The following is a 25156-nucleotide window of genomic DNA, read 5'->3' as shown; positions in this document are numbered from 1 at the left end:
ATGTGAGTGTTGGAACACGCAGTGTACTGGGAGTTGCAATGCCGTGCGATGGGGCCTGCGGGGATTATTCGCTAGCTATCTGCCACCATTTGGGAAACATCTGCTGAACACGTGTTTCAGCGAAGCGCTCGTCGATCAACAGCAACACGCCGCGGTCCTGATCGCCACGAATGACCCGCCCTGCGGCCTGGATTACCTTGCGTACGCCGGGGTACAGATAGGCGTAGTCAAAGCCGGCGCCGAACTGCCGGCCCAGGCGTTGCTTGAACTGCTCATTAATCGAGTTGACCTGTGGCAAACCCAGCGTGGCAACAAATGCGCCGATCAAGCGGGTTCCCGGCAGGTCGACGCCCTCTCCGAATGCGCCGCCAAGCACCGCAAAACCAATGCCCTCGCCATCCGGGACAAAGCGCGCCAGAAACGCTTCGCGCGCAGCTTCGTCCATGCCGCTGGCCTGCTCCCAGCGCGGCAACTGCGGATAGCGCTCGGCAAGCAGTGCGGCCACCTGTTGCAAGTACTCGAAGCTGCTGAAAAAGGCCAGGTAGTTGCCAGGCTTGCTGCGGTACTGCTCGGCGATCAGCTCGACGATAGGCGCCAGTGACGCCTGCCGTTCGCGGTAACGCGTCGACACCTGACTGATGATGCGTACCTGCAATTGCTCGGCCTGGAACGGCGCGGCAACATCGAGCCAGGCCGTGTCGGCCGGCATCCCAAGCAGATCGGCATAGTAATGCCGAGGGCTGAGCGTGGCAGAAAACAACGTGACACTGCGCGCAGCGCTCATGCGCGGCCCAAGCAGGCGGGCCGGGACCACATTACGCAGGCACAGCGTGCTCAGGCGTCTGTTACGCGGGCCATTACGCACGCTGACATCAAACAGAAAGTGCTCGTCGAACAGCTCGGCAATGCGCGTGAACTGCAGGGCCTGGAAAAAAAACTGCAGCAGCAGCGGATCAATGCCCAGAGGCGATTGGTTGAGCTGCTCCTGGATCAAGCCAACACATTGCTGCAACGCCCCGATAAAGGCTTCTGGCAGGCGCTCGCCGGCTTGATACGGGACACGCTGGTCTTTATGCAGGGCATTCCATTGGCGGTTGAGCCGATCCAGCGCGCTGCTCAGCCCTTGCGGTTTGCTTTGCCGAAGTGTCAGCAACTGGCCCTGATCGAAACTGGCGCTGTACATCGCCCGACCACGCTCGACCAGGTTGTGTGCTTCGTCCACCAGCACTGCCACGCGCCACTGATTGAGCTGCGCGAGGCCAAACAGTAATGCGTGGGCATCAAAGTAATAGTTGTAGTCCGCCACGACCACGTCAGCCCAGCGCGCCATCTCCTGACCCAGATAATAAGGGCACACCTGATGCGCCAGCGCGACCTCGCGCAACGCTTCGCGATCCAGCAGCAGCACAGCGCCAGCGGCCTCGCGGGCAGCCGCCAGGCGATCGTAAAAGCCTTTGGCCAGTGGGCACGACTCGCCATGGCAGGCGTTGCCTGGATATTCACAGGCCTTGTCCCGCGCGATCAGCTCAAGGCTGCGCAGAGCCGGCTGCGGGCTGGCGGCGGTGAGCTGGCGCAGTGCATCCAGGGCCAGTGCCCGCCCCGGGGTCTTGGCGGTCAGGAAGAACACTTTGTCGAGCTGCTGCGGCACCACCGCCTTGAGCAAGGGAAACAACGTGCCGAGTGTCTTGCCGATGCCGGTACTGGCCTGAGCCATCAGACAGCGACCGGTGCTAACGGCCTTGTACAGTGTCTCGGCCAACTGGCGCTGGCCCTGGCGAAACTGCGGGTAGGGGAAACTCATTGCCTGCAAGCCCTGGTCGCGCGCTTGCAAACGTTGCTCCTGTGCCTGGGCCCAGGCAAGAAAGCGTTGGCATTGAACCTCGAAAAACAGCTGCAGATCTGCTGCGCTGTAGTGCTCGCTGATCAGCGTCTGACGGTCGCTGTCGACATCCAGATACACCAGCGCTATGTCGATGCTGGGCAACTGCCGCGCCTGGCACAGCAACCAGCCGTAGACCTTGGCCTGCGCCCAATGCAACTGGCGATGGTTGGCAGGCTGGCGCGCCAGATCACCGCGGTGGGTCTTGATTTCTTCGAGGCGGTTGCGCGCCGGATCATAACCATCGGCGCGGCCACGCACCTGCAGGCTGAGGTATTGGCCTTGCAGGCTGACTTCAGCTTCATAACCCACCTCGCGGCGTGCCACTACCCGGCGATGGCCGGCGATACCCTCCTGCGCAGTGGGTGATGGGGTAAAGCGCAGGTCGAGGTCGCCGACCTTGGCGCTGAATTCGCACAAGGCGCGCACGGCGACGGTATAACTCATGCCTGGGCAGCCGCCCAACGCACATGGCAGACGGTAACCGGCAGGCCGTGTTCGCGGCAGAATTCGATCCAGCGCAGCTGATTGTCCTGGAGCCGATCGCCCGGTCCTTTGACCTCGATCATGCGATAGCTGCCCTGCTCCGGCCAGAACTGAATCAGGTCAGGCATGCCTGTGCGGTTGTTGCGGATGTCCTGCAGCAAGCGCAGGAAGCACTGTTTCAGATGCATTGCCGGCAGGCAGCTCAGGGCCAGTTCAAGCAGCTCCGTGGGCAGCATCGACCAGAACACGAACGGCGACTGCAGGCCATATTTGGCCTGATAACACGCGCGGATCAACTCGCCATGGCTGGCATCATCGAGCCGCCCAAGGCAGCTGTCGAACAGCGCGCTGCGGCGCTCGCGAAAGTCAGCGTCATGCAAGTCCTGCGGCGCGCTCTGAAACGGGTGAAAAAACGCCCCGGTCACGGGCGCGAAGATCGGCTCCCAGCACAGCAGCCCGAACAAGCTGTTGAACAAGGTGTTCTCGACGTAGTGCACCGAGCCACCCTCCTGTGCCAGGTGCTCCTGCACGGCCCGCTCGACACCCAGCGCAGCCATCTCGGCGGGCAGTTCGAGTTCGAGGAGGGTAACCGCGCCAACCCGCCGCCGCGGCGTCGGTGGCCCGCCGAGCTTGCGTGCCAGGCGCGGCAGCATGCGCGCCAGGGCCTGTGTTTCGAGCGGGTTGGCAGGCGCACTGGCCATCTGCTCAGCAAGCCTGTACGCGCTGCTCCACTGCTCGCTGCGCTCGTGCACACGCACCTGGCGAATACGTGCCTCAGGGTGCCGGCTCTGCTCGTAGACCGCCAATGCCAGCTGCCATTCGGCCAGGCGTTCGCAATGCTGACCAACGCTGAACAACAACCGCGAGCGCCGCCGCGCCAGCCAGGGGTTGTCACTGTGCAGGCCGTCGAGTTCCGCCAGCAAGGTTGCCGGCGCCTCGCCCTGCTCCAGGCGCTCGGCGCAGTGATGCAGGGCCATGGCCAGGTCGACTTCGGCACGTTTGCGCAGGGCGCGCGAGTCATCACTGAAAGGGACTTTTTCAAAGCGCAGCACGCCGGTATCGGCGAGCACGAAGTCCGACCAATCCTGGTAGAGGTTGCCAAAAAACAGCAGGCGCAACCGATCACACAGCGGCTGCAATCGCCAGTGGATGACCTTCACGTCAAAGCCGGCGAACCATTGGGCCAGAGGCCTTGGCTCCAGCTGCAGGGCTTGCAGCTGCAGCAGCAGATCAGCCTTGGCTGCCCGTGGCCTGACCAACTGCGCGGCAAAGCACTCTGCCAGTTCGTCTTTGCGCAGCAAGGCAAACAACTGCTCGATCGTCAGTGGCGCGCGCTCGCAGATCCAGCCCAGCTCCCCCAGCGGTCGCAGGGCTGAGTGGGCATCACCAATCTCGGCATAGGTCAGCTTGTCAGTGCGAAACAGCTCACCTTTGCGCATCACCATACGTACCAGCAGCGCCTGGGCGGGCTGCGGCAGGCGCTCGAACGCAATCAGAAAAGCCTGCTCGGACTCATCGAGCAGATCGTGGTAACGCTGGGCGACCCACCCCAGCACCTGGCGAAAATTATGCAGGTAGTAGAGCGGGTCTTCGACGGAATGGGCAATCACGATACGGGTCAGGCAGCCGGGACAGCTACTGGTTATACATACAGACAGCTGATCCTGGCAAGCACTCCGGATCAGTGGTCGTCAGCTCATCGGCACTGCGCAGCAAGCACAGGGCCATGTCGCGTCGGGCCAGGTACTCCAGCATGCGCCTGGCGGGCTGCCCCACCTGCCGCCCATATACCGCACGCAACTGCACCAGGCTCAAGCCGCTTGCCTCGACCAGCCAATGCAGGACGCCATCGGGGCATGTTTTGCCCAGCAGGGCCCGATGCAGGTAGGGCATGGCCACCAGCATCCCCGGGTGATAGCACTCGATAAAGCTCACCAGGCCAGCACCGTGACCGGCAAATGGGGCATGCAGCAAACAGATCAACTGCTTCTCGGTCAGTTCCAGCACCTGCATCAGACGCGCTTGCGACATTTCGTCGGCGGCCTGTTCTGTGCGTGGTTTAAGGCCCAGCCGCAGGTTTGCGCCCTTGACCCGACGCTGGACAATGCGCTCGCGCAACTGGCGAAGCTGGATCAAGGCATCCACCTCAAAGCACACCGCCAGCGGTGGCAAACACTCAGCCGCGACGAGGGGCGCTTTCAACAGCCGCTCGAACTCAAGGTCTGCCGGCTTTTGATCGAGCAGGTCGCCAACTGCGATCACCTGCAAGGACGCACCATCGCTGCTATCGGTAGGCCCAAGCGCAGCTTGCGACGGCGTAGCGACAACGTCATGCAGCCAGGCCAGCGCCCTGATCAGGTAGGCGATGTCCAGCGAGAGCGGGTGCAAGCCGGGCTCGTCAGCCAGGCGCAAACAACGCCGGCACCACGCCAGGTAGCGATACCGCTGGCGGGGCGACAGCATGGTGATCAGTGCCAGTATGCCTTGCGCATCGCTCAGCACCTGGTTACACGCGCTGGCCATCTGCAAATGCAGGCGGCTGCCAAACAGCGCCTCCGCCGCGCCGCCATTGAGATGACCAAACAGCAATAACGCATCGCGGGTCGGTATCCAGTCCGCGTGCTGTGTTTGCGGCCTGCGGCTGAAGGGCACCAGGTGCTGGCCCTGGATCATCAGCAACTCCACGCGCGGATCGTCCTGCAGAAACAAGGTGCTGAAACACCGCTCGTGATAGTCCAACACGGCCTCGCTGGCCGCCGGCAGCGAGGCAACCAGCACTTTCAGCCTGAACGTCTGCGGCGCACGCTGGGCGATGGTCAGCTGAGCTGCGCGCAGCGTGCTCAGCAACAAAGCGCTGTCACGGTCTGCGCCGTGAATCACCAGCAGTTGAAACTGGCCAAGACAGTCAACCCCTCCCGCTGCGACCATCAGCCGTTGAATCAGCAGCTGCATCGAAGCGCGCAGTGCTTGCGACATATGCCCCATCAAGTGATCAAGCACTTGCGTGTAGACATATTCCAACGCTTGTTCATGGATATTGCTCATGACGGCACTCCCTGTTTCAGACCACTCATCCTCGAACTACCAAGTATGGGCAATCTCAATATGTCGATAAACTTTTGGGAAATTTCCCACAAGCAATTGCGAAACCATGATTTAGTTGCTGAGCTACACACCTTCTAGACACACGTGCTCGCTCGCCCCTCTTCCGGACCAGCACCTGAGCGCCTGCGACTGCGGCGAGTCCTGTGAGCCTTGCAAGCTGATGAGTTCGTCCTGGGCGATTAACGCCACAGTTCTAGGAATAAACGCTTCATCCAAGAATTAACGAGAAAACCATCAGCAAGCAAGCACAACAATCAAGCAGCTCAATCGTAAATTAGACGGAGAAGTTTCAGCGACAGGGTAAGCTGTAGGATATTTACTTAAAGCGTGTAGGATTTATCCGAAGTAACGCTTTGATACGGAATTAGCCGCAATCAACAACGAAAAAGGGCCGCAATGCGGCCCTCTCAAAGGTGGGACTGATTACCGCCAGCCTGGCGGCAGCAGGTTTCAAACCTGGCCCATGTCCAGCACCACCCGGCCACCGCATGGGCACTCGTCCATGTAGCGATGAGCCTCGACCACCTGACTGAACGGATACACCTTGATGATCTGCGGCGTCAGCAACTGGTCAGCCGTGAACTGGTTGATATCGCGTAGCGCACGCTGCAAGGCGACCTGGTCCTGGCTGATACCCAGCTCCGGCTTGCCGATGAAGTTGCCGATGCAGTGCACGTAGAACTGGATGTTCTTCTGAAACGCCGCGCACGCTGGGAACGGCGTCTGGTTGCCACCTTGCAGGCCATACAGCACCAGACTGCCACGCGGCGCCAGAACATCGCCCAACAGCGACATCTGCGGCCCACCCAGGCCGTCGAGGACCATGTCCACGCCGCGCCCATCGGTGTACTTGCCGATCTGCATGAGCAGATCCTGCTCCTCGGTGACGATGACCTTGTCAGCGCCCAGGCCCAAGAGGTATTCGCGCTGTTCCGGGTCCTTGGTTGCAGCAAACACCTTCAAGCCCAGCGCCTTGCCCAGCTGGACAAATGCCGGCCCGGCGCAGTGGCTGGCATCAGTGACCAGCGCGGTCTGGCCGGCCTTGGCCCGCGCCAGATCAACGTAGGCGAAGTAGGCGATCAGCAGCGGCGTGTAATGCACGCTCGCTTCGACCGGAGAGAGAATATCCGGGTAGCGGGTGATCGCCGTGCGCGGCAAGACGATAACGTCACCGTACACCGGATGATCATTGGCGCTGGTGGCCGGGAAGCTCGCTACCCGATCACCAACGGCTATATCGTCGACGCCAGCGCCTACAGCGGTGACCACACCGGCCATTTCATGGCCGATGCCGGCTGGCAAGCGCGCCTTGGACGGTGCCAGGTTCTGCCGCCAGAGTACGTCATACCAGCTGACGCCAATCGCTTCGACGCGGATCTGCAGCTCGCCGGCAGCGGGCGACGGCGCGCCCTGCTCCTCGATGCGGAGCACATCGGCGGCGCCGAAGGAGTGGAATCGGATCATGCGGGACATCGCATACCTCGCCTGTGTGAATCTCGTATTACCACGAACTTTATCCGGGCTTTCACCGTTAGACCATCAGTGGCGATTAATAGTCGACATGCCTGTCATTGATTGGGCACCCTGCAAAATCGCAGATTGGCTCCCGGAAATCGGTGCAGGGTAACAGCCTTTGGCCGTAAGATTCACCCCTGCCCACCTCTGGCGATAGGCTAAGCGCATCGATGAACCGTAACGACCTGCGTCGTGTAGACCTCAACCTGCTGATCGTGTTCGAGACCCTCATGCACGAACGCAGCGTGACCCGCGCCGCCGAGAAGCTGTTCCTCGGCCAGCCCGCGATCAGCGCCGCGCTGTCGCGCCTGCGCAATCTGTTCGACGACCCGTTGTTCGTGCGTACCGGCCGCAGCATGGAGCCCTCGGCGCGTGCTCAGGAAATCTTCGCCCTGCTCTCGCCCGCGCTCGACTCGATCTCCACCGCCGTCAGCCGCGCCGCCGAGTTCGACCCGGCTACCAGCACCTCGGTGTTTCGCATTGGTTTGTCCGACGACGCCGAATTCGCCCTGCTGCCGCAACTGCTCAAACGCATCCGCGCCGAGGCGCCAGGCATCGTCTTGGTGGTGCGCCGGGTCAACTACCTGCTGATGCCGACCCTGCTCGGCTCCGGCGAAATTTCGGTAGGGGTGAGCTACACCAACGACCTCCCGGCCAATGCCAAGCGCAAGGTGCTGCGCCGCAGCAAGCCCAAGCTGCTGCGCGCCGACAGCATGCCCGGCAGCATCACCCTGGACGACTTCTGCGCTCGCCCGCACGCGTTGGTGTCGTTCTCTGGCGACCTGTCCGGGTTCATCGATGAAGCGCTGGATGAGATTGGCCGCAAGCGCCATGTGGTGCTGGCGGTGCCGCAGTTCAATGGACTTGGGAGCTTGCTGGGCGGGACCGATATCGTCGCTACGGTGCCGGATTACACCGCCGCAGTGCTGACCGCAGGCGGTGGGTTGCGGGCGGAGGATCTGCCGATTGAGGTGCAGAGCTTTGAGCTGCACATGGCTTGGCGTGGAGCGCAGGATAATGACCCGGCAGAGCGGTGGTTGAGGTCGCGGATACAGATGTTTTTTGGGGATCCGGACAGCTTGTGACTGAAATCACGGGGGATTCAGGTAGCGTGCGATTTCGATTTTGCAGCACGGTCGTAATCGGTAGCAAGTGGAGCACGCTTGCAACAGCCCCCCTACACTCAACCAGCGTTTTTCAGTGCATGCAGAGCTCCTGCGCACCACGTTGAAGCACCCAGGCTCATAGGCTCAAGCGCGCGCAACGCTGCCGACCGCAGACGACCCTACGATTAAGGTAATTGGTAGGGTGCTTACGACCTGGCTTGCTATTTGCTATCAATTTGCCATCCGAGTGTCGCGGTTGGAGAGGCAAATGTCGCTTTCAAGTAAATTCATGCAGTTATCCTCTAGCGAAAAGAACTGGCTACCCTGGTTCGGCAAAACAGGAAAGATTGCGATGGGGTGGTCATGCCGGCTTAATAAGTCGGCTTATCCTGTGATCGAACAAACCTTTGAAGCTATTGCACAAACCCGCGTGCAGTTGCTACACAACTGGACCCGTGAGCAATGGGATCACCTCGCGGAACTGGCGGAAACGCTCGGTCGTGATATTGCCCATACCGACAGGCGTGCGCTGATGGACAAGCTCAGCCAAGCCGAAGATTTTTCCGAGCTGTTTGTTGTGGGTGTCGACGGCAAGGTCATCACCTCCACCTGGAGCGGACGCGGCAACAATAAGCTTGAGAACACCCGCGCATTGGCCGAAGGGTTGAAAGCACCGTTTCTACATGGTCCCTACATCGATCCATTGACGTTGCAGATCGGTCCATCGACTTCACGCTTTCACGATGAAGTCACGTTGATGTTTTATCAGCCATTGATGGCCGATGGAAAAGTTCTCGGCTGCCTCTGCGGTCGCGTGCCAAACGATGTCTTGGGCGATCTTATTCAACGTGAGGCCGGGCACATCTATGCCGAGTCGGGCGACAATTATCTGTTCATGGCGCAATCACGTTTCGATCCTGCGGTCGCAGCGGGAACCGCGTTGTCGCGTTCACGTTTCGAGGACGGCACGTTTACCCACGCAGACAATCTGAAAAGTGGCGTACGCACGCCCTACAAGACCGTGCAGATTCAACGGCACACTGAGTTGGAACTGCGCTTCACCGACCCGGCGACCCAAGAGTTGCACCCAGGTGTGCGCGAAACAATCCGCATGGGCTCCAATCTGTTCGTGACGTATCCCGGTTATTCGGACTATCGGCACATCCCGGTGGTGGGCAAGGGAGTTACGTTCCAACTGCCAGGCTCACCTGATCGCTGGGGAATGATGTGCGAGGCCGATCTGGAGGAAGTTTACCGTCGACGCTCACTCAGTTATGGCCTGATGAAACCTTATCTCGCAACCATGACAGGGCTCTTTGCCTGCAATTACACGATTCAACATTACAGCGGCCTCACACAGGGCATGATCGATGCCCTGGAGGTTTTGGGCATGGTCTGCGCCGCTGCGTTGTTCAGCCTGTTGGGGCCTAAACGGCTTGCGCAACGGTTGAGCGAGATGACAGGCGTGATCAGGACCATTGCCGAGGGCGAGGGCAACCTTCGTCAGCGTCTGGACACCGCGCGAATGGCCAACGACGAGACCGGCGACATGGGGCGTTGGATCAACAGCTTCATCGATAATCTGGACTCGGTGGTCGGCCAGGTAGTGAAGGCCAGTCGCACCGTCGGCGCCACCAATCAGATGATGCTGGGGCGCAGCCAGGAAGCCGGCATCACCTCGGCCGAGGTGGCCGAAGCGGTGCATTGCATGATGATCATCGTTGAAGAGCAACTGGGTGAAATTCAACAAGCCTCTGCCAGTGCCGAACAAATGAAACAGGCGATGGACGAAGTCGTAACCCGTGCTCGCGAGCAGTTTCTCGCGGTGCAGACAGGCACCCAGTCGATTCGGGATGTGGTCGAGCGCTCTTCCGCAAGCGTGCAGTTACTCGACAGCCGCATGACGCAAATCGGCAACATTACCGGGCTGATCAGTGACATCACCAACCAGACGAACCTGCTGGCACTCAATGCTGCCATCGAAGCCGCGCGCGCAGGCGAACATGGGCGAGGTTTTGCCGTGGTTGCCGATGAGGTACGTAGCCTCGCCTCACGTACCTCTCGGGCTGCCGATGATATTCGGCAGATGGTCGAGGGCTTGCAGAATGAAACACAAACCGCCGTCAGCTTCATGAAGGAAGGCGTCAAGGACGTCGATAACAGCTTGCGCCTGGCCGAAGATGCGTCCTCGGAAAACGTGCAGTTGCATCAAGCGGTGGAAAGCATGTTTGCGGTCATTCAGCAGTTGAACAAGCGCAGCCTTGACTACGGCAAGACAATAAAACAGGTCGACCACTCTTCGGCGCAGATGCGTGAGACGGTAGTGGTGTTGCAAGGCAGTGCCGAGACCGTGCGGCTCAATGCCAACAAACTGCAAAAACTGGTGGGGCAGTTTGAAGTGAGCAGCATCAGCAGCGGACAGGTGGCGGCTGCTTGATAACGCCGCAAGGGCGCCAGCAATGCAGCGCACCCCATTGATGTGTCCGGCCATGGTCAATCAGATGATCAACGATCACGACGCCGTGGCCGGCAATCTCTTGTCAGGCAGCATCCAAGCTTCGGAGCATGAAAAGGCCATAGCTTGCAGCAACGAGTTATCAATAACCATTATCATCGTGCAGGTGCAAATCCTTCTTATTTAGGTGTAGAGTTCGCGCGCTGTTGCTGACTGCCATCGCGCACTGCCGTGAAGGGCCACAGAGCGTCCTCCGCTTCGCGCGAACATAATGAGAAGACCAAAGGATGTTCCTTCGCCATGCGCCAGGTTACCCACCCAAGCCCCGAACATTTCGCCCGATGCCCAGCCTTCAGCCTTAGCGCACTGGCACTGACCATGGCCAGCCTCGGCTCAGGCAGCCTGCAGGCCGCTGAGGCCAATCCGGTACCCGCGCCCGTGGAGATTGACGCCACCAATGTTACCGGGCAAAGCATCGAACGGCCCACCGAGCATGTGCTCGGTTACGTCGCCAAACGCAACATGAGCGCGACCAAGACCGACACGCCGATCATCGAGACGCCGCAGTCGCTGTCGGTAGTCACGAGCGACGAGATCCGTGACCGCCAGGCGGAAACGATGGCCCAGGCGCTGAGCTACACCCCAGGGTTCACGGCCAGCTCGACCGCTTTCAACCGGACTGCTGACCGCTTCCGCATCCGCGGCTTCTCGGTCGAATCCGCCACCGGCGGCTCGCTGCGCGACGGCCTGCGTCTGCAGACCAACTCCTACGACGGCATTCAGGAACCGTACGGCCTGGAGCGCGTCGAGGTCATTCGCGGCGCTGCCTCGGTGCTCTACGGCCAGCTCTCGCCCGGTGGCATGGTAAACGGCGTCAGCAAGCGCCCAACCGAGGCGCCGCTGCATGAGCTGAATCTGCAGGCGGGCTCCAATGACCGCAAGCAGCTCTCCGCCGATTTCAGCGGCCCACTGGCCGGTAGCGACACCCTCAGCTATCGCCTTACCCTGCTCAGCCGCAACAGCGACACCCAGCAGGATCATCTGAACGACGACAGGTTCTACATCGCCCCGGCGCTGACCTGGCGCCCTGACGAAGACACATCGCTTACGCTGCTGTCCTTCTACCAGAAGACCGATACGCGTTTCCCCGCGCCTCTGGCCTATCAGTTGGTCGAAGGTGTGGGCAAAGGTGCTTTCACTATCGGTCGCCACGACTTTATCGGCGAGCCGGACTACGACGACATGAACGGCGAGATGTCGGCCTTGGGTTACGAGTTCAGCCACAACTTCAACGAGCACTTCACGGTCAATCACAAGCTGCGTTATTCCGAGTCCGATGTGAAGTGGAGATACCTGCAAGCGCAGACGTCCGCGGCTGCTATCCGCAATGCCGCCAATACCGGCATCCTTGCACGGCAATACAGCGATCGCCATGAGCGTGCGCGAACCTTGGCCACCGATACCAACATCGTATCCAAGTGGCAGCTCGGCAGCGTCGAGCACACTGCTCTGGTCGGTTTCGACGGCTACGATATCTCTTACGACTCGCATAACTTCCGAGGGTCAGCCCCCAGCCTGGACTTGAGCCGCTACAACTATGGTCAACCCGTAGTGGTCAACAGAAACCCCGCCACAGACCGTGGCTCGCAGCTCGATACGCTGCAAAAAGGTGTCTATTTCCAGGATCAGATCAAGTTCGACGACAAGTGGGTCTTGCAGTTGGGTGGCCGCCACGACTGGGCCGACCAGCAGCAGAAGGCGCACCGCAATGACGCCAAAGCCAGCCAGAGCGACGAGGCCACCACTTGGCGCGCCGGCCTGGTTTACCTGGCGGACAATGGCCTGGCGCCCTACATTAGCTATAGCGAGTCGTTCTTCCCGGTTTCCGTTGCGGAAGTCACTGGCCAGAGATTTGATCCCACCGAAGGCAAACAGTACGAAGTGGGTGTGCGCTATCAGCCCAAGGACAGCAATCTGCTGCTAAGCGCAGCAGTCTATGAGCTGACCCAGACCAATGTTCTCAAGCAGGATCCAGCCACCGAAGAGTACCGCCAGACCGGCGAAGTGCGCTCACGCGGCCTGGAGCTGGAAGCCAAGGCGGATATCACCTCGGCACTCAGCATGATCGCTACCTACGCCTATACCGATGCACGCACCACCAAGAGCGCTATTGCCGCCGAAGTGGGTCAACGTACCGACGAGACTCCCTACCACCAGGCAGCCCTGTGGACCAGCTATGACTTCGTCAACTGGGGCATTGCGCAACTGACTGTGGGGGCCGGCGCCCGTTACATGGGTACAACACAGGCCTCGGGCGTCGATTCGGCCACCCCAGCCTATACCCTGTTCGACGCCATGGCACGCTACCGGATCGACGACAACTGGGCCGTGACCGTCAACGCCAACAACCTGACCGACAAGCGTTACGTACAGTGCAGCTTCACCGCCTGCAGCTACGGTGACGAGCGCACCCTGCTGACCTCGGTGAACTTCACCTGGTGATCTGCAGCGCCGCGCGCTGAGCAAGCAACTTGCTGCGGCGCGCGGCCTTACCTGCCTAATGCAAGGCAGCGCGACCGATCAAGAATAGCCAGGCACAGCGACTCCTCAGATAACCCTGAGCATGAGCGCAACGTCGCATGTCGTGCTGACGGTGTTCGCCCAGAGCATGATGGGTAGCGTCCAACTCGCCTACCCTGCCCGCTGCTAAAGGCGCAATCCTTCAAAACTAACCACCCGAGCCCATGGAAGCACCCCACATGTCTATCGACTTCAGACCCGCTCACGCCTCGGACGCGCACGACATCGCGCGCTTCTTTCAACTGACTTCGGAGGGCATGGCCGACTACATCTGGAGCAAGCTCGGCGCACCAGGGGAAGCGTTGCTGAGTGTCGGTGCGGCTCGCTATGCCAGGGAGCAAGGCGACTTCTCCTACAAGAACTGCCTGATGGCCACGTCCGACGGACGCGTCATCGGCATGATGCATAGCTATGCGTTGCGCGCGAGCCCTGACGCGCCTGCCGAGGCCGACCCGGTCCTCGCGCCTTATGCCGACATGGAAATACCCGACACCTTGTACATCTCCAGCCTGGCGCTGGATGAGGCATGGCGCAGCCAGGGGCTGGGCGTCGAGTTTCTCCGCCACGCGCAGCAGCGCGCCGACGACGCTGGGCTGGATGGGCTATGCCTGATCGACTATGCGGAAAACCACGGTGCCCGCCGCTTTTACGAACGTCACGGTTTTCAAATCGTCAAAACCTGCCAGATCGTTGCGCACCCGATGCTGCGCGTGAGCGGTGAAGCCCATTTGATGTATCGCCCTATCCACAACGTGCCCGAGAACAATCAATGAACAAGAGTCTCACCGTATTCCGCGAACTGGATATCCAACCGGTACGCGACCTGCCCTTTTTCGAAGAAGTCCTGGAAGGCACCCCGCACACCCTGACGTCCAAGTACTACCACGATGAACAGCAAGGTCGCATTTGCGGGGAATGGCAAGCCAGCATCGGCGCTTGGCGCATCGACTACAAAGTCTGGGAGTTCTGCCACGTCCTGAGCGGCCGCTGCGTCATCGAGCTTGAGGGCTGCGCCCCGGTCACATTGGCCGCTGGCGACACGTTCATTATCGAACCGGGCGCCAAGGGCAAGTGGACTGTGCTGGAAGACATGAGGAAGAACTTCGTGATTCTGGTGCCGGCGGGCTAGGTTCTGCACGAAAATCAACCTGACCACGACGCGGTCACGGACACCCGCCCGGCGCCACACTCCCGCGCCGGGCCAGCCCTTCAAGCCTATCGATCAAAACCCAACAGTCGCCGAAACCAGATACGTCCGCGGCGTCGACAAGCTCAACCCAGGCTCACTGTCATCCGACGCCCCGGCCGAAACCCAGTAGCGATCATCCAGCACGTTCTCGACGCTGGCTCGCACCGTCACATCCTTGTCCGAAACCTTGAAGGCGTAGCGCGCACCGAGGTCGAAGCGCTCCCAACCGTCGATCTTCTTGCTGTTGGCCTGGTCGAGGTACTGCGAGCTGGAGTGAATGCCGCGCGTGGTCAGGGTCAATCCTTGCAGCGCAGGTACGTCCCATTCGGCGCCCAGGCTGACGTTGTATTCAGGCGTGGCCGGGGCGCGGTTGCCGTCGGCAATGCCGCCGACCGTGCCGGTCAACTCGCTGTCGATGAACATCACGCCACCGAGCAGGCGGACGCCCTCGAGCGGCTCGCCGAACACACTCAGCTCGATGCCCTTGTTTTCACGCTTGCCGTTGGGGCCAAACACGCGAGTGGCAGCGTTGGTTTCGTAGGCAGGTTGCTTGATGCGAAAGGCGCTGGCGGTCAGGCCGAAGGTACCGAGGTCGTACTTTGCGCCTACCTCGATCTGGCGGCTGATGAAGGGCGCGAAGATGTCGTCAGAATTGCGCGAGGTCGAGGGTGCAATCTTGCCCTGGCTCAGGCCTTCCATGTAGCTGGCGTAAAGCGACAACTGCTCGCTGAGCTTGAACACCACACCACCCGACGGCGAAAGCTTTTCCTCGTCGTAGCCGGTAAGGCCTTTCGCGCCATTGCGCCAGTCGTCGACTTTGACCCGCTGCCAGCGTGCGCCCAGAGTCAGCAGCACTCGGTCGTCTAAAAAGCCGAGCGTATCGGCCAGGGCTACGCCGGTGAACCGGTTCTCGGTGTATACCTCGGCATCAGGGCGGGTCGGGGTGCCGGGTGTTGGGATGGCGCCCGGGTTGTACAGGTTGCTAGGGCTTGCGGCATAGCGTGCGCCGCCGTTGGTGAAGTCCATGTAGAAGTAGCTGGCTGACAGGTTCAGCTCATGGCTGACCGGGCCGGTAGTGAACCAGTTGCGCAGTCCGGCCATTGCAGTGCGCACCGATTCGTCGCGGGTAAAATCGCGCGGCAGCACACTGAAATCGCCGGCGTCATTGCTGACCGGCACGTTGTGGCGCAAAAAGTCGTGGTTGCTCTCGCGCGCGCCGAACGCGGCATAGGCCATCAGCGAATCGCTCAGGTCATATTCGCCGTTCACCGTGCCGAAGGTGTCCTCGGTACGCGCCTTGGTCCAGGCCTGGGCGTAGTTGCGGTGTACATCCCTGGCGTCTGGCACCTTGGCGTCGGCACCGATCAGCACTCGCTCCTGCGGGGCGTCCGTGTCGCGCTGGGTGTGGCCGAGGTCGGTGGACAGGCGCAGCCTTTCACCGCGAAAATCCAGGCCCAGCACGGCCATTTCACGGTTGACGCTCTGGTGATCCCAGGTGGTGTCGCCGGACTGCTTGACCGCGTTGAAGCGCAAGCCGAACTGATCACCCTCACCAAAGCGTCGGGCGATATCCACGGCGCCGCCCGCCTGGCCGTCCGAGGCGTAGCTGCCGGTAAACTCGGTGAGCGGTCTGTCCCCTGCCCGCTTGGGTACGACGTTGATGCCCCCGCCGACGCTGCCACGCGGCGAAATGCCATTGATCAGTTGGCTGGGGCCTTTGAGGATATCGACGCGGTCGGCCATTTCCATGTCGATTGAATACGTTGGCAATACACCGTACAAGCCGTTGTAGGAAACATCGCTGTTGAACAGGCTCAAACCACGGATGGTGAACTGCTCGAAGCGGCCACCTGCAGGGTTGGTCGCGCGCACCGAGGGGTCACTGGCGACCAGATCGTTGAGGGTGCGCGCCTGCAGGTTCTTCACCGTCTGGCTGGTGTAGGTGGTCATGCTGAACGGCGTGTCCATGAAGTCACGCGAGCCAAGCAGGCCCTGCGAGTTGCGGCGAGCGACCTGGCCACCGGCGTAGGGCACGCCGTCATCGGCCACGTGCCCACTGCTGATCGTGGTCGGCGCAATTTCCAGGGTACTGGCATCCTGCGTTACTGGCACCACGGTGTACGCATCAGCGCCTGTCGACTGCAGCCGCAATCCGCTGCCTTGCAGCAGTTGGGCGAAGCCTTCCTCAACGCTGTAGCTGCCCGAAAGCCCGGCACTGGAGCGCCCATTGACCAACTCAGGGCTCACCGACAGGCTCACCCCTGATTGCGTGGCAAAACGGGTCAGCGCGACACCCAGGCTACCAGCTGACACTGCGTAACTGCGCCGGTCAACGTCATCGGCCCAACTGACCGGGACGAAAAGTGGTGTAGCACTCAGGCTCAGCACCAGGCTTACGCGCAACAAAGACTCACGGCCTGAACGGCCAGGCATCACGATGGACATAGGGGGCAAGCTCTCGTTTTCTGTTCACTTACCTGGAATGACCGGTGAGGCGAAAAAAAGGGACATGGGTTACGCCTGAGTTTTGTTACACATGAGCGTTGAGGGGCATCAAGGTGACCCAATAGCGGGTGCGTGACTGCACCTCGAGCGGCAGGCTCGCCGCCAGCAGAGACAGCACACGGTCGGTATCGTCCAGGCGAAAACTGCCGATCACCCGCAGGCTTTCCAGTTCAGGCGCCCAACGCAACAACCCCGGGCGGAAGCGCCGCAGCTCGCGCAGAAAATCGCCCAGCGGCTGGTTCTCGGCAATCAGCACACCCTCGCGCCATCCGGGCAGCGAAGCATCGAAGCGACCGACCTCACCCGCCCCGCCAGGCCGCAACCTGACCTCCTCACCTTCACGCAAGAACAGCGCCGGCCCCTGCAACGGGTGTAATTGGGCTGCACCGCTGGCGACTTTGATCTGGCAGTCGCGGTCATTGAGGCGCACGCACACATCACTGCGGCCAACCACAACCCGACCGTACGGCAAGTGAATGGTCAGCCCAGCGCTGTCATTCACCCTGAGTGCCATCTCACCGCGCACCAAGGTCAGCTCACGCTTACTCAGGTCGACGTTGACCGCGCTGTCGGTGTTCAACTGCAGCAGGCTGCCGTCGGCCAGTTGCAGGGTTTTCTGTTCGCCGATGGCGGTGTGCACATCGGCCAGCCACACCTGCACGGGCACCTGACGGGCGATCAACCAGGTGGTTGGCAAGACTGCGGCAATACCCAATGCGCGCTTGATTGCGGCACGGCGCGCAAGGTCGGGACGATCCAGTGAAGCCATGGCCAAGGCCGGCGGCAGCGCTTCAAATCGCTGGCGCAGTTGCTGCGCTTTCTGCCAGATGTGTTCATGGTTGGCGCTGCTGTTGCGCCAGTGCTGGAGGCGGATGTGATCTGCTTCGGTGGCCGTGCCTGACTCCAGCAACGCCAACCAGCGCGCCGCTGCGCGGGCAACCTCTTGCATCTCGCTGGTGGGCGCCGTGCGCATCAAAGCTGCACCAGCAAGCAGTGTTCGTAGGCTTGTGCCATATAGCGCTTGACCGTGCGCTCCGACACGTCGAGCCGCTCGGCGATCTCGCGATAGCCCAGGCCGTGCAATTGGCTCCAGAGAAATGCCCGGCGCACCAGCCGTGGCAGGCCATCCAGCAGTTCGTCCAGCGCCTGTAGCGTTTCCAGCAGCAGCCAGCGCTGTTCTGGAGACGGCACGCACTCCTCAGGCAGTTGCGCCAGCGCTTCGAGGTAGGCCGCCTCCAGGCTACGCCGGCTGTAGAAGTTGCTCAGCAGACGCTTGCCCACGGTCAGCAGATAGGCCCGTGGCTCGCGTAATTCCTCGAGCTTTTGCGCGCTGGAGAGTACCCGCAGGAAGGTATCCTGACTCAGATCGGCCGCATCCCAGCTATTGCCGACGCGGTGGCGCAACCAGTTCTCCAGCCAGCTGCGATGCTCGCGGTACAGGACGCTCAGGCGCTGATCGGGTGGCGTAACGGCGTCAACCATGGGGTGAGGCTCTGCACTTCAATGAATGGTATTGATTCTATTTAACAATAGAGTCGGTTACCAGATCATTTCCTCCACCGGGTCAGCTACTCAACCAGGGCGGTAAGCCGGATGCTCATGCGCTGCTCGCTGGTAGCCCGCACTGATGCAGTGCTACCAGCGCGTACAGCACTTCTAACGGGGTTCGTGAATAGGACAGCCGTTATGGCTACCCCTGAACTCCGACGACATCTCGTACGAAGGCTTGCGCACTCGCATTACGCCCCCGAGCGGACGATGGGCAGCCAGACCATGCCAAGGACTGAAAGCCATGCCATCGTCGATTTCATGAACCTTGGCGTCATCCCACGAAGGCTGCGCTTCGACCTCCAGTCGAGCGACCGTGAGATACGGGCTGAGATCCTCAGGCCATTCAACCGAAGCGTCCTCGATGGGCATTTTATCCAGATCGGTCGCCAGTTGGACACGGATCTCCCAGACCCCGCCGTGTGTATTGAAGTGCTCGGCAACAGCCGCACGCAGGCCGTCAGGGTTGTCGTCCAGATCTACCTTCAGATCGGTCAATGCCGTCAACTCGGGCGAAACAGGCACTATGGCAAGCTTGGCATAATAAGGACCGTACAGCACCGGCACCACAGTGGTGAAGGTCTCACCGAGGACATGAGTCTGCGGATGGCCGCCGAGGCTCTTTAGTGTGCCGCTCTCCCCGCCCATGGCCTCGACCACCGACTCGACGCCGCGCAAAACCGCTGAAAGCGCTTTCTTCATGCCTGGCGCTCGGTCAGTAGTCTTGGCCAGAAGTTTCAGCGTCTTGAGAAACGCCTTTGGGTCAGCCGCAGTGAAAGCCTTGGCGTTCTGCATCACGAAATCCTGAGTCACCTCGCCCTCACTACCAGGCAAACGAGGTCCATCAACGCCGACAATCTTCAGCGCCAACCCCCTGGGAGTGGACACCTTGTCGTCGAGGATATCGCCGGGGTTGGTAGAGAACCGCAGATAGGCAGAATAACTGCCAGCGCGAGCGAATGCGCCTTGAGCCAAGGCAGGCGGTAAGTCGCCAATTACGACCACACGCCCGCGCAGCAAGCCATGGGCCTTGGCGTGGACACTGCGGTTGGCGTGGCCCTCATCGGCGAAGGTTTTTTCCATGATGTCGTGAAGCGTCTGCGCCAGTTCCTTGCTGGTCTGCGCCTCGTCATCGGGGATCTGCTCGAACGAGGGCTGGAACATGAGCGGCGCAGTGGCGACAGTTACTTTGGATTGATCACTCATCACAATTCTCCGGCCAAGCTCACGGCTGAAACTTGGCATCTTCATAGAGCCAAAAGTTTACTTGCCCAGATCAGCCTTCAACCGCTGCCCAGCATAGGCCTGCGCCTCGGCGGCTTTTTTCACCACTGCAGCGGTGCCGAAAAACTCGTGTGTCACGCCATCGGCGTATCTCTGGTAGGAAGGCGTATTCGTACTGAACTGAGCTGCAGCCAGCAAAAGCTTGTTTTGCATGGTGACCTCCAAGGTTGAGGCGAAAATGTTCGCCTCTACTAACCTCAGGGCCATAAGCGGGAATGACGTTCAATTATCCGACGTTGACTCAGACGAATGGATGCTGCTCGATCTACTGCCCAAGCGACTGATTTGCAGACCACTGCGGCTCCGCACTTTGGCGAGTCAGCTGGCCGTAGCGCTGCGGTTGATGCCAAGCCAGCTGCGCATGCACCTTGGCAGTGGCCTCCAGGACCTTCTGCGTCCAGTTGTCATCCTGCGGAGAGACGACCACGACGCGGAAACCGTGATCGATACCCTCAGCCCGAACTCCGTCAGAATCATCCACATGCAGATCGATGTCGAACAGGCCCGGATGCTTGGACGGTGGCCGTGACAGCCCATGCTCGGCCATCATATGCAAATGCCGGTCATTGTTGACCACGCCGTCGACGCGGATGCCATACAGCAACAGCCAGCGCTTGATATAGGCCGGGGTGCGGCCAGACGAGGTATAGATCCACACGCTGCAATTCTGCCGGCGCAGATCGCGAATCAGCTCACGAGTACCAGCGCGCAGCGGTTCACCCAGCCAGTCATGCATGAACCCTGGCAGCTTGCTGCTCTCGGCCGGGCAATTGTGGTGGTGGCAGGCCAAGGTGTCGTCGATATCAAACGAAATACGAACCTGTGGGCGGCCCAGCAGGCGCGTTGCCGCTTGCCAGCCACGAGCGATGCCGGCCTGGCACTGTTGCAGCACTGGCGAGCGGCTCATCGGTGAGTTCCCTGATAACGGCGCGCAGGCGGCGTGTTGAGGAAGAACACCGTAGCGGCCGGTGCTTTGGCCTCGAGGAAGGCGGCGTACTTCTTTTTGATCTTGGGCAATTCGTACAAGGCTTTGACACCGTGTTTGGCGGAGTTGCGGATGACCGAGGACGGGTTGAAATAACCCTCGGCGTTGTCCAGCGTCAGCACAAACGGCGGCAGCCCTTCGCGCATCAACAGGTAACTGACCAGGAGCGAGCCCGTACGGTTGTTACCTTCGATAAACAGTTGCGGCTTGCTGAGGATGCGTACATACACACCGGCTGCGCGCTTCCACACCGAATCGCTGTGGTACGAGCAGTACCAGTTGTACAAATCCTTGATGCCGCCTTCGACGTTGTTGAAGAAGTGTTCTTCAGTTGCAGCCAGGTGCTGGGCGAACTCCACCCGCCGTGCCGGGTCACTGCCACAAAGCACGGTGGCGTTGATCTCGAGCATCAGGTTCAGCTGCTGCAGGTCGAACAGGTCGATGCCGCGGGCAACATAATCGTCTACCAGGGCATAGCCTTCCAGCACATTCTGCAGCACCTCGTCGGTGAACGGATCGCGCTGCTCGGTGAAGTGCTGGCTGAGCTCGCCGAAGCGGCTCTGCACCTCCCGCAGTGCGCGCTCTATAGCGCGTAGATCAAGACGACGTGTTGCAGACATTGGTAATCCCGAGAAACAATTTAACAAAGGCGACAGCGCTGAGACTGGCTCGAATCAACTGAACTTGCCGCTGATGTAGTCATTGGTCAGCTGCTCACGCGGGCTTTCGAAGATCTGCGTGGTCGGCCCCATCTCGACCAGATAACCAGTGCGTGTGCCTTGGGAAATGTCCACCGAGAAGAACGCCGTGGTATCAGCCACACGGATCGCCTGCTGCATGTTATGGGTCACCAGGGCAATGGTGTAGTCCTTCTTCAGCTCGACCATCAACTCTTCCACCCGGCGGGTTGCAATCGGGTCCAGCGCCGAGCACGGTTCATCCAGCAGCAGCACTTCGGGCTCGGTGGCAATGGCACGGGCAATGCACAGCCGTTGTTGCTGGCCACCGGACAGCGACAGGCCGCTGGCCTTTAGCTTGTCCTTGACCTCGTCCCACAGCGCAGCGCCCTGCAGCGCGTGCTTGACGCGATCGCCGAGGTCACCCTTGTAACGATTCAAACGCAGACCGAAGGCAACGTTGTCGAAGATGCTCATCGAGAACGGGTTGGGCTGCTGGAACACCATGCCGATGTAACGGCGCACTACCACCGGGTCGACGCCTTTGCCATAGACGTCCTGGCCAAGGAAGTGCACGTGGCCTTCGAAGCGGAAGCCTTTGACCAGGTCGTTCATGCGGTTGAGGCTACGCAGCACAGTACTCTTGCCGCAGCCGGACGGGCCGATGAAACCGGTGATCTTGTTCTTCTCGATCGGCACGTGGCTGTCGCGCACAGCGAGGAAGTTGCCGTAGAAAATCTTGTCCAGTTTGCAGTCCATTACCACGGGTGCCTGGCTGACAAACGGAGCGGCTTTTCGCGCAGTGGATACGTTCAATTCAGTTGCTCCTGAGTTCAGTACTTGGGCTTGCCGAAGATACGGCTGACGACATTGACTACCAGCACGATCATCACCAATACCAACGAGGCGGCCCATGCCAGTTCGAGCTGATTGTCGAAGGGCATGCCGGAGAAGTTGTAGATAAGTACGGCAAGCGATGCCGTCGGGTTCATCACGGCCAGGCTGCCGTCATGGTAGATCCAGTAGTTGCTGAACAGCGCCGTGAACAGCAGCGGTGCGGTCTCGCCGGCAGCGCGGGCAACCGCCAGCATGACGCCGGTGAGGATCGCCGGCAGGCCGGTGGGCAGGACGATCTTCCAGACCACCTGGGCGCGGGTGCAGCCCATGCCGTAGGCGGCGTCTTTCATGATCTTGGGCACCATCTTCATGGCTTCTTCAGCGGTCAGCACCACGATCGGCAGCATCAGTACCGCCAGTGCCACGCCACCGGCAGGCGCCGAGTAGGTGCCAGTGGTCATGACCACCAGCGCATAGGCAAATACCCCAGCCAGGATCGACGGCAGCCCGGTGAGCATCCGCGCAGCAAAGCGCGAGGCGTTGGCCAACTTGCTCTCAGGGCCAAGCTCGGCGAGAAACACAGCGGCGATGATGCCCACTGGCACTGCGATGGCTGCGGCGATGCCGACCATGACAAAGGTACCGGCCATGGCGTTACCGAAACCACCGCCCATTTCGAAACCGGTGGGTGGCAGCTCGGTGAACACTTCAAGATTCAGGCGAGCACCGCCACGCATGATCAGCATGTACAGCACGGAAATCAGCGGCACGCTGGCCAGAAACGCTGTGCACCAGACCAGCGTGGTCAGGCTCAAGCTGCGCAGGGCGCGCCCTTCGAACCGGCGTTGCAGGCTTGGCACTGCAGCTGTTGGCGACGAGAGGTCAGTCATTATTTGTTACCCCGTTGCGCGTAGAGCATGATCATCGAGCCGAGCACGTTCACCAGCAGGGTGATGAACATCAGCACCAGTGCGGCGTACATCAGCACCTCGACCTCGTTCGGCCCGGCTTCCGGGAAGTTCAGCGCGAGCAAGGCGGCCAGGGTGTTGGCCGGGGCGAACAGCGACAGGGTGATGGTGTTGGCGTTGCCCACCAACATCGCCAAAGCCATGGTTTCACCCAGGGCGCGGCCCAGACCAAGCACCAGCGAGCCAAAGATGCCGGTTGCAGCGGCTGGCACCATCACCTTGAGGATGGCCTCCCAGTGGGTGGTACCCATGCCGTAGGCGGCCTGCTTGGTTTTCATCGGCACGCTGGTCAGGGCGTCCTGGGACACAGCGGCAATGGTCGGCAGAATCATGATGGCCAGTACCAGCGCCGCAGGCAGCAAGCCTGGGCCGCTCAGGGACGAGCCGAAAAAGGGGATCCAGCCCAGTTCGCTGTTCAGCCACGCGGTCAACGGACGGATCGCCGGGATCACCACGTAGATGCCCCACAGGCCGTAAACGACGCTGGGGATCGCGGCGAGCAGCTCGACGATGGTACGAAACACCGCTGCAAGCTTTGCAGGGAGGAAGTCCTGGGTCAGGAAAATGGCCATGCTGACGCCGAAAAAGCCTGCGATCAGCAAAGCGATCAGGGCGCTGTAAAGCGTGCCCCAAATAGCGGGAAGAATGCCGTACTTGCCCTGGTTGACATCCCAGACGGTGCCGAACAGCACGTCGAAACCGTGCTTCTCCATGCCGGGCAGTGCCTTGCGGCCGACTTCGAAAACCAGCGCAACCACCAGCGCCAGGATCAGCACCACGCCGATGCGGGCGAGCGCACGGAAGGCGCGGTCAACCAGAAAGTCCTTGGTGGACGGTGGCCGGCACGCTGAGTCGGGGTTATCCGGTATGGCAAAAGGTGTGTTCATTGGCGAGTTCCGGGACAGGGAGCAAACGCTGCGGGCTGAACGCTCAGTCCGCAGCGACCTGGCAGTGTTACTGGATGTTTGCGGAAGCTTTGCGTACTTGCTCTACAACCGACGGCGGCAGCGGGATGTAGCCCATCGAGTCAGCAATCTCCTGACCCTTGGTCAGGCTGTACTCGACCATTTCACGCATCGCCTTGGCCTTAGCCGGGTTGCCGTTGTCCTTGCGGAACAGCATCCAGGTGTAGGAAGTGATCGGGTACGACTTGGCACCGTCCGGATCCGGCAGCCAAGCGACCAGGCTTTCCGGCATTTTCACCGCAGCCAACGCTTCGGCACCGCTCTCGGCGTTTGGCACGACGTATTTGCCGGCTTTGTTTTCCAGCTGGGCGAAGTCGACCTTGGCCAGTTTGGCGAAGCCGTATTCGATGTAGCCAATGGCGCCTGGGGTCTGACGAACAGTAGCGGTTACGCCGTCGTTTTTCGGCGACTTGATGAACTTGTCAGTGGCTGGCCAGTTGACGGTGTTGCCTTCACCCAGTGCTTCTTTGAACGCAGGGTTGATTGCCGACAAGTGTTTGGTGAACACCGCGGTGGTACCGCTGGAGTCAGCACGAACAACTACGGTGATCGGCGTGGCAGGCAGCTTCAGATCCGGGTTGGCGGCAACGATCTGTGGGTCGTTCCACTGGGTGACCTTGCCGAGGAAGATGTTCGAATACACTTCACGCGACAGTTTCAGCCCCTTGGGATTGCCTGGCAGGTTGTAGGCCAGAACGATTTCGCCGGCGGTCATTGGCAGCATTTGTACGCCTTCGCCGACCTTGGCGATGTCTTCGTCTTTCATCGCCGAGTCACTGGCGGCGAAGTCGACGGTCTTGTTCAGGAAGTCCTGAACCCCTGCCCCGCTCCCCTTGGATTGGTAGTCAACGGTGACGCCAGCAGTGTTCTTGCTGAAATCCTTGAACCAGGTCAGGTAGATCGGTGCTGGGAAACTGGCGCCGGAACCGGTCAGGCGCACGTTTTCTGCGGCGAAGGTTGCCGAAGTGGCGCTAAGAGATACCGCAACGGCAAGTGCAGCAGACTTCATCAGGCGTATCATGGAAAAGCGCTCCGTGTGATGGCCCGCACACATTGCAGCACTCTTGTTACA

Annotated in this window: 21 protein-coding genes; 6 read left to right on the top strand and 15 right to left on the bottom strand. The window is 60.6% G+C overall.

Annotated features, from left to right (window positions below):
- Positions 1-64: 64 nt before the first annotated feature.
- The 4 genes from M2396_RS04560 to M2396_RS04545 all read right to left on the bottom strand — a co-directional run bounded on the left by M2396_RS04560 (position 65) and on the right by M2396_RS04545 (position 6943).
- Positions 65-2326 carry an ATP-dependent DNA helicase gene (locus M2396_RS04560; RefSeq protein WP_259073417.1) on the bottom strand — a complete coding sequence of 754 codons (2262 nt, stop codon included), beginning with the start codon at positions 2324-2326 and terminating at the stop codon, positions 65-67.
- A complete protein-coding gene (locus M2396_RS04555; RefSeq protein WP_259073415.1) occupies positions 2323-3975 on the bottom strand; it encodes a VRR-NUC domain-containing protein in 1653 nt (550 codons plus the stop codon). Before M2396_RS04555 ends, M2396_RS04560 begins: the two co-directional genes overlap by 4 nt.
- A 25-nt stretch (positions 3976-4000) precedes the next feature.
- Complete coding sequence (locus M2396_RS04550) at positions 4001-5410, bottom strand: hypothetical protein (protein ID WP_259073412.1); 1410 nt, start codon at positions 5408-5410, stop codon at positions 4001-4003.
- A gap of 510 nt (positions 5411-5920) precedes the next feature.
- The gene (locus M2396_RS04545) at positions 5921-6943 is read right to left on the bottom strand and encodes a zinc-dependent alcohol dehydrogenase family protein (RefSeq protein WP_259073409.1); all 1023 of its coding nucleotides are present in this window, start codon (positions 6941-6943) and stop codon (positions 5921-5923) included.
- Between the two features lie 212 nt (positions 6944-7155).
- Between M2396_RS04545 and M2396_RS04540 the strand changes: the two genes are divergently transcribed.
- The 6 genes from M2396_RS04540 to M2396_RS04515 all read left to right on the top strand — a co-directional run bounded on the left by M2396_RS04540 (position 7156) and on the right by M2396_RS04515 (position 14255).
- A complete protein-coding gene (locus M2396_RS04540; RefSeq protein ID WP_259073406.1) occupies positions 7156-8070 on the top strand; it encodes a LysR family transcriptional regulator in 915 nt (304 codons plus the stop codon).
- Positions 8071-8359: 289 nt separating this feature from the next.
- Entirely contained in the window at positions 8360-10528 is a 2169-nt protein-coding gene (locus M2396_RS04535; RefSeq protein ID WP_259073404.1) for a methyl-accepting chemotaxis protein, read from the top strand.
- A 22-nt stretch (positions 10529-10550) separates the two neighbouring features.
- Positions 10551-10733: a hypothetical protein gene (locus tag M2396_RS04530; RefSeq protein ID WP_259073402.1), complete on the top strand. Its 183-nt coding sequence runs from the start codon at positions 10551-10553 to the stop codon at positions 10731-10733.
- Positions 10734-10924: 191 nt separating this feature from the next.
- Positions 10925-13048 (top strand): TonB-dependent siderophore receptor, encoded by a 2124-nt coding sequence (locus M2396_RS04525; RefSeq protein ID WP_259074221.1) that lies wholly within the window; start codon positions 10925-10927, stop codon positions 13046-13048.
- A 257-nt stretch (positions 13049-13305) separates the two neighbouring features.
- Complete coding sequence (locus tag M2396_RS04520; RefSeq protein WP_191622733.1) at positions 13306-13899, top strand: GNAT family N-acetyltransferase; 594 nt, start codon at positions 13306-13308, stop codon at positions 13897-13899.
- Positions 13896-14255 carry a cupin domain-containing protein gene (locus tag M2396_RS04515; RefSeq protein ID WP_259073398.1) on the top strand — a complete coding sequence of 120 codons (360 nt, stop codon included), beginning with the start codon at positions 13896-13898 and terminating at the stop codon, positions 14253-14255. Before M2396_RS04520 ends, M2396_RS04515 begins: the two co-directional genes overlap by 4 nt.
- Positions 14256-14348: 93 nt before the next feature.
- Here M2396_RS04515 and M2396_RS04510 read toward each other — a convergent pair whose 3' ends face one another.
- From M2396_RS04510 to pstS, 11 genes are all read right to left on the bottom strand, one after another.
- Positions 14349-16760 carry a TonB-dependent receptor gene (locus M2396_RS04510; protein WP_259073396.1) on the bottom strand — a complete coding sequence of 804 codons (2412 nt, stop codon included), beginning with the start codon at positions 16758-16760 and terminating at the stop codon, positions 14349-14351.
- A gap of 85 nt (positions 16761-16845) precedes the next feature.
- Positions 16846-17793, bottom strand: coding sequence for a FecR domain-containing protein (locus M2396_RS04505; protein ID WP_259073395.1), 948 nt, complete (start codon positions 17791-17793; stop codon positions 16846-16848).
- Positions 17793-18302 carry a sigma-70 family RNA polymerase sigma factor gene (locus tag M2396_RS04500; RefSeq protein WP_181107512.1) on the bottom strand — a complete coding sequence of 170 codons (510 nt, stop codon included), beginning with the start codon at positions 18300-18302 and terminating at the stop codon, positions 17793-17795. Before M2396_RS04500 ends, M2396_RS04505 begins: the two co-directional genes overlap by 1 nt.
- Positions 18303-18476: 174 nt before the next feature.
- A complete protein-coding gene (locus M2396_RS04495; RefSeq protein WP_220633722.1) occupies positions 18477-19574 on the bottom strand; it encodes a catalase family protein in 1098 nt (365 codons plus the stop codon).
- 57 nt (positions 19575-19631) lie between these two features.
- Positions 19632-19805, bottom strand: a complete 174-nt coding sequence (locus M2396_RS04490) for a hypothetical protein (RefSeq protein ID WP_259073391.1) — start codon at positions 19803-19805, stop codon at positions 19632-19634.
- A 112-nt stretch (positions 19806-19917) separates the two neighbouring features.
- Positions 19918-20559 (bottom strand): hypothetical protein, encoded by a 642-nt coding sequence (locus tag M2396_RS04485; protein WP_188036095.1) that lies wholly within the window; start codon positions 20557-20559, stop codon positions 19918-19920.
- Positions 20556-21257, bottom strand: a complete 702-nt coding sequence (locus tag M2396_RS04480; RefSeq protein WP_101319849.1) for a hypothetical protein — start codon at positions 21255-21257, stop codon at positions 20556-20558. Before M2396_RS04480 ends, M2396_RS04485 begins: the two co-directional genes overlap by 4 nt.
- A 54-nt stretch (positions 21258-21311) precedes the next feature.
- A complete protein-coding gene (gene pstB / locus M2396_RS04475) occupies positions 21312-22073 on the bottom strand; it encodes a phosphate ABC transporter ATP-binding protein PstB (RefSeq protein ID WP_217862385.1) in 762 nt (253 codons plus the stop codon).
- Between the two features lie 74 nt (positions 22074-22147).
- Entirely contained in the window at positions 22148-23041 is an 894-nt protein-coding gene (pstA, locus tag M2396_RS04470) for a phosphate ABC transporter permease PstA (RefSeq protein ID WP_101319853.1), read from the bottom strand.
- A complete protein-coding gene (gene pstC / locus M2396_RS04465) occupies positions 23041-24006 on the bottom strand; it encodes a phosphate ABC transporter permease subunit PstC (RefSeq protein ID WP_101319855.1) in 966 nt (321 codons plus the stop codon). Before pstC ends, pstA begins: the two co-directional genes overlap by 1 nt.
- Positions 24007-24073: 67 nt before the next feature.
- Positions 24074-25105 carry a phosphate ABC transporter substrate-binding protein PstS gene (gene pstS, locus M2396_RS04460; protein ID WP_150569102.1) on the bottom strand — a complete coding sequence of 344 codons (1032 nt, stop codon included), beginning with the start codon at positions 25103-25105 and terminating at the stop codon, positions 24074-24076.
- Positions 25106-25156: the final 51 nt, after the last annotated feature.

The organism is Pseudomonas sp. BIGb0278, from assembly GCF_024809895.1.
In the GTDB taxonomy this organism is placed as follows: Bacteria; Pseudomonadota; Gammaproteobacteria; order Pseudomonadales; family Pseudomonadaceae; genus Aquipseudomonas; species Aquipseudomonas shirazensis.
Note: the sequence above shows the minus strand (reverse complement) of the source record. Positions and strands in the feature narration are given on the sequence as shown.

What these genes read in the sequence shown, in the direction of transcription:
- M2396_RS04560 (WP_259073417.1), bottom strand. Translation starts at nt 2,326, where the DNA reads ATGAGTTATACCGTCGCCGTGCGCGCCTTGTGCGAATTCAGCGCCAAG.
- M2396_RS04550 (WP_259073412.1), bottom strand. Translation starts at nt 5,410, where the DNA reads ATGAGCAATATCCATGAACAAGCGTTGGAATATGTCTACACGCAAGTG.
- M2396_RS04545 (WP_259073409.1), bottom strand. Translation starts at nt 6,943, where the DNA reads ATGTCCCGCATGATCCGATTCCACTCCTTCGGCGCCGCCGATGTGCTC.
- M2396_RS04540 (WP_259073406.1), top strand. Translation starts at nt 7,156, where the DNA reads ATGAACCGTAACGACCTGCGTCGTGTAGACCTCAACCTGCTGATCGTG.
- M2396_RS04535 (WP_259073404.1), top strand. Translation starts at nt 8,360, where the DNA reads ATGTCGCTTTCAAGTAAATTCATGCAGTTATCCTCTAGCGAAAAGAAC.
- M2396_RS04530 (WP_259073402.1), top strand. Translation starts at nt 10,551, where the DNA reads ATGCAGCGCACCCCATTGATGTGTCCGGCCATGGTCAATCAGATGATC.
- M2396_RS04525 (WP_259074221.1), top strand. Translation starts at nt 10,925, where the DNA reads ATGGCCAGCCTCGGCTCAGGCAGCCTGCAGGCCGCTGAGGCCAATCCG.
- M2396_RS04520 (WP_191622733.1), top strand. Translation starts at nt 13,306, where the DNA reads ATGTCTATCGACTTCAGACCCGCTCACGCCTCGGACGCGCACGACATC.
- M2396_RS04515 (WP_259073398.1), top strand. Translation starts at nt 13,896, where the DNA reads ATGAACAAGAGTCTCACCGTATTCCGCGAACTGGATATCCAACCGGTA.
- M2396_RS04510 (WP_259073396.1), bottom strand. Translation starts at nt 16,760, where the DNA reads ATGTCCATCGTGATGCCTGGCCGTTCAGGCCGTGAGTCTTTGTTGCGC.
- M2396_RS04505 (WP_259073395.1), bottom strand. Translation starts at nt 17,793, where the DNA reads ATGCGCACGGCGCCCACCAGCGAGATGCAAGAGGTTGCCCGCGCAGCG.
- M2396_RS04500 (WP_181107512.1), bottom strand. Translation starts at nt 18,302, where the DNA reads ATGGTTGACGCCGTTACGCCACCCGATCAGCGCCTGAGCGTCCTGTAC.
- M2396_RS04495 (WP_220633722.1), bottom strand. Translation starts at nt 19,574, where the DNA reads ATGAGTGATCAATCCAAAGTAACTGTCGCCACTGCGCCGCTCATGTTC.
- M2396_RS04490 (WP_259073391.1), bottom strand. Translation starts at nt 19,805, where the DNA reads ATGCAAAACAAGCTTTTGCTGGCTGCAGCTCAGTTCAGTACGAATACG.
- M2396_RS04485 (WP_188036095.1), bottom strand. Translation starts at nt 20,559, where the DNA reads ATGAGCCGCTCGCCAGTGCTGCAACAGTGCCAGGCCGGCATCGCTCGT.
- M2396_RS04480 (WP_101319849.1), bottom strand. Translation starts at nt 21,257, where the DNA reads ATGTCTGCAACACGTCGTCTTGATCTACGCGCTATAGAGCGCGCACTG.
- pstB (WP_217862385.1), bottom strand. Translation starts at nt 22,073, where the DNA reads ATGGACTGCAAACTGGACAAGATTTTCTACGGCAACTTCCTCGCTGTG.
- pstA (WP_101319853.1), bottom strand. Translation starts at nt 23,041, where the DNA reads ATGACTGACCTCTCGTCGCCAACAGCTGCAGTGCCAAGCCTGCAACGC.
- pstC (WP_101319855.1), bottom strand. Translation starts at nt 24,006, where the DNA reads ATGAACACACCTTTTGCCATACCGGATAACCCCGACTCAGCGTGCCGG.
- pstS (WP_150569102.1), bottom strand. Translation starts at nt 25,105, where the DNA reads ATGATACGCCTGATGAAGTCTGCTGCACTTGCCGTTGCGGTATCTCTT.